Source organism: uncultured Methanobrevibacter sp., assembly GCF_937898925.1.
Taxonomy (GTDB): domain Archaea; phylum Methanobacteriota; class Methanobacteria; order Methanobacteriales; family Methanobacteriaceae; genus Methanobrevibacter.
Map to the genome: position 1 here is coordinate 1 of NZ_CALDKF010000042.1, position 5,897 is coordinate 5,897.

6 protein-coding genes are annotated in these 5,897 nt (G+C 32.7%); 3 read left to right on the plus strand and 3 right to left on the minus strand.

Annotated elements, in window-relative coordinates; translation table 11 throughout:
- The 3 genes from Q0409_RS03470 to Q0409_RS03480 form a co-directional block, all read left to right on the plus strand.
- A partial coding sequence (locus Q0409_RS03470; RefSeq protein WP_298535103.1) for a ThiF family adenylyltransferase occupies positions 1–433 on the plus strand: 433 nt, incomplete at its 5' end.
- Positions 434–903: 470 nt separating this feature from the next.
- Complete coding sequence (glnA, locus tag Q0409_RS03475) at positions 904–2,247, plus strand: type I glutamate--ammonia ligase (RefSeq protein WP_298535104.1); 1,344 nt, start codon at positions 904–906, stop codon at positions 2,245–2,247.
- Positions 2,248–2,396: 149 nt separating this feature from the next.
- Positions 2,397–4,091 carry a DUF128 domain-containing protein gene (locus Q0409_RS03480; RefSeq protein WP_298535106.1) on the plus strand — a complete coding sequence of 565 codons (1,695 nt, stop codon included), beginning with the start codon at positions 2,397–2,399 and terminating at the stop codon, positions 4,089–4,091.
- Positions 4,092–4,220: 129 nt separating this feature from the next.
- Here the strand turns inward: Q0409_RS03480 and Q0409_RS03485 are convergent, their stop codons facing one another.
- The 3 genes from Q0409_RS03485 to Q0409_RS03495 all read right to left on the minus strand — a co-directional run.
- On the minus strand, positions 4,221–4,523 hold the full coding sequence (locus tag Q0409_RS03485) for a DUF2097 domain-containing protein (RefSeq protein WP_292776287.1): 303 nt from the start codon (positions 4,521–4,523) through the stop codon (positions 4,221–4,223).
- Between the two features lie 151 nt (positions 4,524–4,674).
- The gene (locus tag Q0409_RS03490; protein WP_298535109.1) at positions 4,675–4,977 is read right to left on the minus strand and encodes a DUF2097 domain-containing protein; all 303 of its coding nucleotides are present in this window, start codon (positions 4,975–4,977) and stop codon (positions 4,675–4,677) included.
- A gap of 221 nt (positions 4,978–5,198) precedes the next feature.
- A partial coding sequence (locus Q0409_RS03495; RefSeq protein WP_298535112.1) for a formylmethanofuran dehydrogenase subunit C occupies positions 5,199–5,897 on the minus strand: 699 nt, incomplete at its 5' end.

A 5,897-nucleotide genomic window follows, 5' to 3' on the forward strand; every position in this document is an offset into this window, starting at 1 on the left:
TGAAGAATTGAATGCTGACAATATAGAAAAGGTATTCGGTGATAGGGACATAATCATCGATGCATTGGATAATCTATACACAAGAATCATTGTAAGCAGATTTGCTAGAGAAAATGATATACCATTTGTTCATGGAGCTATTCATGGAACACAAGGGCAAGTAAGCGTGTTCACTAAAGACACACCATCATATGAGGAATTGTTCTCCCTCCCATCCCTAGGAAAGGAATTGGGAGAGGAAACCAAAAAGGAAATATCAAAATTAACCAAAGGAGTACCTCCAGTAATCGGGCCTGTTCCAAATATTGTTGGATGTTTAGAAGCATTTGAAGCTTATAAATTGGTAACTGGAATTGGCGAAGTTAACTACGCTCCAAAAATACTTAATTTTGATTTACTCAACTTAGAATCTTTTAAAGTTTTGGAATTATAAATTCCTTAACTACTACTTTTTTATTTTTTTCTTAATTTTTTAATAATTTTTTTACCCTATTTTTTATTAATTTTATACTCTATTTTTTATTAAGTTTCTATTCAATTTTCATTGATTTTACCTTTATTTTAAATTATTTTAAATTATTTTCTCTAAAAACTTTTAGATAATTTTCACCTATTTTTGTCAAAATTCTAAAAAAATATATATTAAAATATATTTTGTTCAATTTTTTATAATAAAAATAAACTATTTTTAAAATTTTAATGAAAAATTAAATATTCAAATGAAAAATATTAAAAAAAATAAACTATTGCACAAGGTTTAAAAAGTATAAAATAGATAAAATAATATATTAAAATATATAGATATATTATTAGGTGGAAATCTATTTCCGAACTAATATTAAAGATAATTATTAAACTAAATAATTATTATATATTATTCCAAATCTAATGGAGAATGATTTAATGGAAGAAAGAATCAAAAATGTAATCGAAAGAATGAAAGCAGACAATATAAAGTTTATTAGACTCCAATTTGTTGATTTGCATGGAATTCCAAAGAACGTGTCTATTCCTTGCAAATTGGAAAATATGGAAGATTTATTAATTGACGGTATCCTATTTGATGGATCATCAATACCAGGTTTCGTAGGAATTGAAGGAAGTGACCTTGTATTGAAACCAGATATAAGCACCTATTCAGCTTTATCCTGGAGACCTGAAGAATCTGCATCCTGCAGATTTATTTGTGACATTTACAAACCTAATGGAGAACCATTTGAAGGGGATCCAAGAGGAATCCTTAAAAAGGCATTGGCTAAAATCAAGGAAGAAGGTTACACCTACAACATAGGTCCAGAACCTGAATTCTTTATTGTAGACACTGATGATGACGGATACCCAATTCCTCACGATGATGCAGGATACTTTGATGTGGAACCTGTCGATAAGGGAACCGACTTCAGAAGGGAAATTACCACTAACTTGCAGGAATTAGGCTTTGAAGTTGAAGCAAGCCACCACGAAGTAGGTCCTGGTCAAAACGAAATTGCATTTAAATTCGATGACGCTTTAAAAACTGCTGATGCTGTAATTACATTCAAACAAGCAATCAAAGCTATTGTAGCAAACATGGCTGATTTCGATGGATTTGACTACAGAGTCACTTTCATGCCAAAGCCATTCTTCGGAGAAAGCGGTAGTGGAATGCACTGTCACCAAAGCTTATTCAAAGATGGGGAAAACATCTTTTATGATGAAAACAGCGAAACCGGATTATCACAAGAAGCTATGTGGTTTATCGGAGGATTATTAAAACATTCCGCAGCTATCACAGCAGTTACCAACCCTATCGTAAACTCATACAAAAGATTAGTTCCAGGTTACGAAGCTCCTGTATACATTTCATACGGTATTCAAAACAGATCCACTTTAATCAGAGTTCCAGCTGCACGTGGAAAAGCTACCCGTATTGAATACAGAAGTCCAGACCCAACATGTAACCCTTACCTTGCATTTGCAGTAATGCTTGAAGCAGGTATGGATGGTATCAAGAACAAAATCGACCCTGGAGAAGCAATTGAATTCAACATTTATGAATTAAGCGATGAAGAAAGGGAAGAAATGGGTATTGAATTGTTACCTTCCAGTTTATGGGAAGCATACCATACCTTTGAAGAAAGCGAAATCATGAAAGAAGCACTTGGAGACCACATATTCAATGCATTCCTCAGTGCAAAATATGAGGAATGGGACGAATACAGAGTCCAAGTATTCAATTACGAACATAAGAAATACTTAAACTTATAATTCAAACTATAATTAATTTAAGATTTGAGAACATATAGCTATTTAAAAAAATAAATTAAATAGCTATTTTTATTTATTTTTAAAAACTTGTTTTATCAACCACAATACTTATTTTTAAAAAAAATTCCGTTTAGAAAGTAGGAGATTACATGTCAGAATCTGAACATAGAATGATAGAAATTCTAAGAATCCTTAATGTGCAGGAAAAGCCAATAGGTTCAAAAGTAATAGCTGACGAACTTAAAACCAAAGGATATAACCTTGGTGAGAGAGCAGTGCGTTACCATATGCAAATTCTTGATGAAAAAGGATACACAGAAAGAAAGGGATATTCTGGCAGAGTTATCACAGAACTTGGAAGAGCAAAGCTTGAGAAAGGATTGATTTACGACCAAGTGGACTTCACATTTTCAAAATTCGAAGAGAGGATATACTTAACTAATTTTGATTACAATAAAAGGTGTGGAAACGTAATAGTAAACACTTCAAATATCCTAGACAACAAGGCATTTGACATCATTAAGGAAGTCTTTGCTGCAGGAGTTTGCGTAAGCCCATTGATCAATGCGAAAAAAACTGAAATCAATGGCAAAAAGGGATATGTTATGAAAACCATCTGTGGTACAACAATTGATGGAGTGTTCTTGAAAAATGGGATTCCTTCTATCCCTCAATATGGAGGGCTAGTTGAAATTGAAGATTACTATCCTACCAAGTTCTCAGAACTGATTTCCTACAAGAAAACTTCAATAACTCCATTAGATGCATTTATAGCAAAAGACATGACTTCAGTATTGGAAGTTGCAGAGCATGGAACCGGTACAATTCCTGCAAACTTTAGGATAATTCCTGGAACCAGTGTCGAAAAGGCAAAGGAAATCATCCTAAAACTTGAAAAAGTGGGAATTGGAGGAGTTTTGGAAATTGGTGAGACAAGTGAAAACGTTTTAGGAATTCCAGTACCTGAAGGAATGGTCGGAATATCCATCATTGGAGGAATCACACCATTCTGTGCAGCTCAGGAAATGGATTATAAAGTTGACATCAAGACTGGGGAGGAATTCATTGATTACAATAAACTTAAAGAACTTGAATCCTCTAAACACAAAATCAAAAAAGCAAAGAAAATAGAGTATAAGAAAACACCTTTCATACTTACAAAATCATTGAATAGAATGAATCAAGTGGATTATGACATTGAAACCAACGAAGGAAACATAGTTGCAAACATATCCTACTTGAATAAGCAAGACCTTGATGATGCATTAACAATCATGAAAAGAACATATAAGAGTCTTCCAAAATACATGAATCCACTATTCAATATTGTAGATCATCCAAGTGACGACAGCAAAGTGGGAATAGCTACCGTTTGCAGCTTGTCAATTGATGGAATATTAATCAACAATGGTATCATGAGCACACCAAGATACGGAGGATTACTCGAACTTGGAAAACCTCCATTGTTTGTGGAAATGATTTCCTATGACGGTTCCTCAATAGACCCTCATAAAATATTCATCTTCAAAAATCTAACCTCCATATCCAAACGCCAAAATCCTAAGAAGATACTCGCTTCCATTAAAGAGGTTCCATACATTGCAAGACCTGAATGTGAAGAAATCTTGGATAAAATCAATGAAAATGGATTCCCTATCTTTAAAGTTGGTAAGCCAAGAGAATTGGTGTACAATGCAAAAGTTGACAACTACAACTTCGGAATTGTTACAGGAAGCGGATTGAATTCAATAGCTGCAATTAAGGAAAAGGGAATAGCAATTGAAGCGAAGGCAGTTGAAACCATTTTGCCAATAGAGGATATGAGTTTAATCTATGAACAATAATTAAAAAAAAACAGCATAGAAAATGAATAAAAAGTATAAAAATTGTATAAGAACAGATTAAAAATAGTTAAAAATATTTAAAAATAGTTAAAAATAGATTGAAAAAATAAAAAAAAGAAATAAGAAGATTTAGATTACTTCAATATAAACAGACTCTTTAGATTCATCTTTAGGATAGTGATGTAATTCTATAATATCTTCCTTATATTCTTCAAAGTCAACCTCGATAGTGTCAGAAATAATTTCACCATCTAAAGCAATCATCACCCTACAACTTGGCTTTCCTCTAAAGTCAGAAAGATCCACTCCTAAGACATCCCCTTTAGCGGAAACACGATTGTATGCAATATCCACTTTATCGAATTCTTTAAAATTATTCTTAATGTAATCAAGAACTTCATCAGAAGTCATTGTTAATTCCTTATCGACCATTTTTTGACCTCCATAGAGATTATAAAATTTTTGAAAATCAAATACTTACTTTATGATTAATAATATATTGTTTCTAATATATAAAATTATTTGTATTTATTAAAACTAATTAATGCATTATAAAAAAAATAATGGGAAAATGAAATTGAAGCTATAATGTAGCTTCAACAACGATGAGCTTATCTTCATCTCCACCAGGCATATGACGGAATTCAATGATCTCGTCCTTTACCTTATGCAAATCAATGTCTACAGCTTGATTTAACAATTCACCATTGAGCTGAAGGGAAAGTATTAAGCCTTCACCAGTTTCCTCATCTTCCGGGGTAAGTCCAAGTACAGTACCTGGAGCAAATACCCTGTTATAAGATAATTCAAAAATATCATCAACTTTTACATTGTTTCTTACATATTCTATAATATCGTCTGGGTCCATCTGTATCTCTTTGACCATAGTTACACCTTTTGTACATAGCATTATTTAAATTAAAGATATGATTAATAATCTCATACTTAATATCAATAAATGATAATTTAATTAATTAAAAAATTAATTTAATTGATTGTGAAATTCAATCATCATTTAAAAATTAATTAAATCATAATTTATCAATATAATTTCTAAAAAATAAAAAAATAAAAAAAGAAGAAAAATATAAGAAAAAGAGAAAGAGCTTATTGAGCTCTGTATTCTCTAATTGCGTTATATTCGTCGTCTTCTTCAATCCAAGTAGATAATCTGTCTCTGTTTTTCTCAGCATCGATAATTAAGGTACCTTTACCGTTTAAAGCAATGTCTCCTTTGTATTCGATGTATCTACCAGGGTAAACAATACCATCTAATTCAGGATCGGTTACAATTCCTTGTTCTACGAAACCTTCGAGCAATCTTCCAACTTTTCCGTGAATTATGATGTTACCGTTTTTCATTTGTCCACCAGGCCAACGGTTTACGTCACCGTCAATTTCGATGAGACCTTTGGTCATGTGAATACCTGCTAAGATATCACAGTTACCTTTAACGTGGATTCTACCACCGGTTAAACATTCACCACATTGTTTACCAGCGTTACCGCCAACAACAATTTGTCCTCCAGTCATACCTCTCCATTCACCAATGTAAGAAGCACCAGTGAATTCTTTGGTGTTTCCTTCGATTTCAAGGTATCCACCAGACATTTCTCTTCCAGCGTGAGCAGCTGCGTCACCTTTAACAAGGATAGAACCACCGGACATTTCTGCACCAACGTGTAAATCTACACTGCTGTTACAAACAATGTTTCCGCCGCTCATTTTACAACCGATGTATTTTACTCTGTTTAAATCACCGTTTAAGATCATTTCAACTTCTTCAGGTCCAGCTGCTTCTCCTTC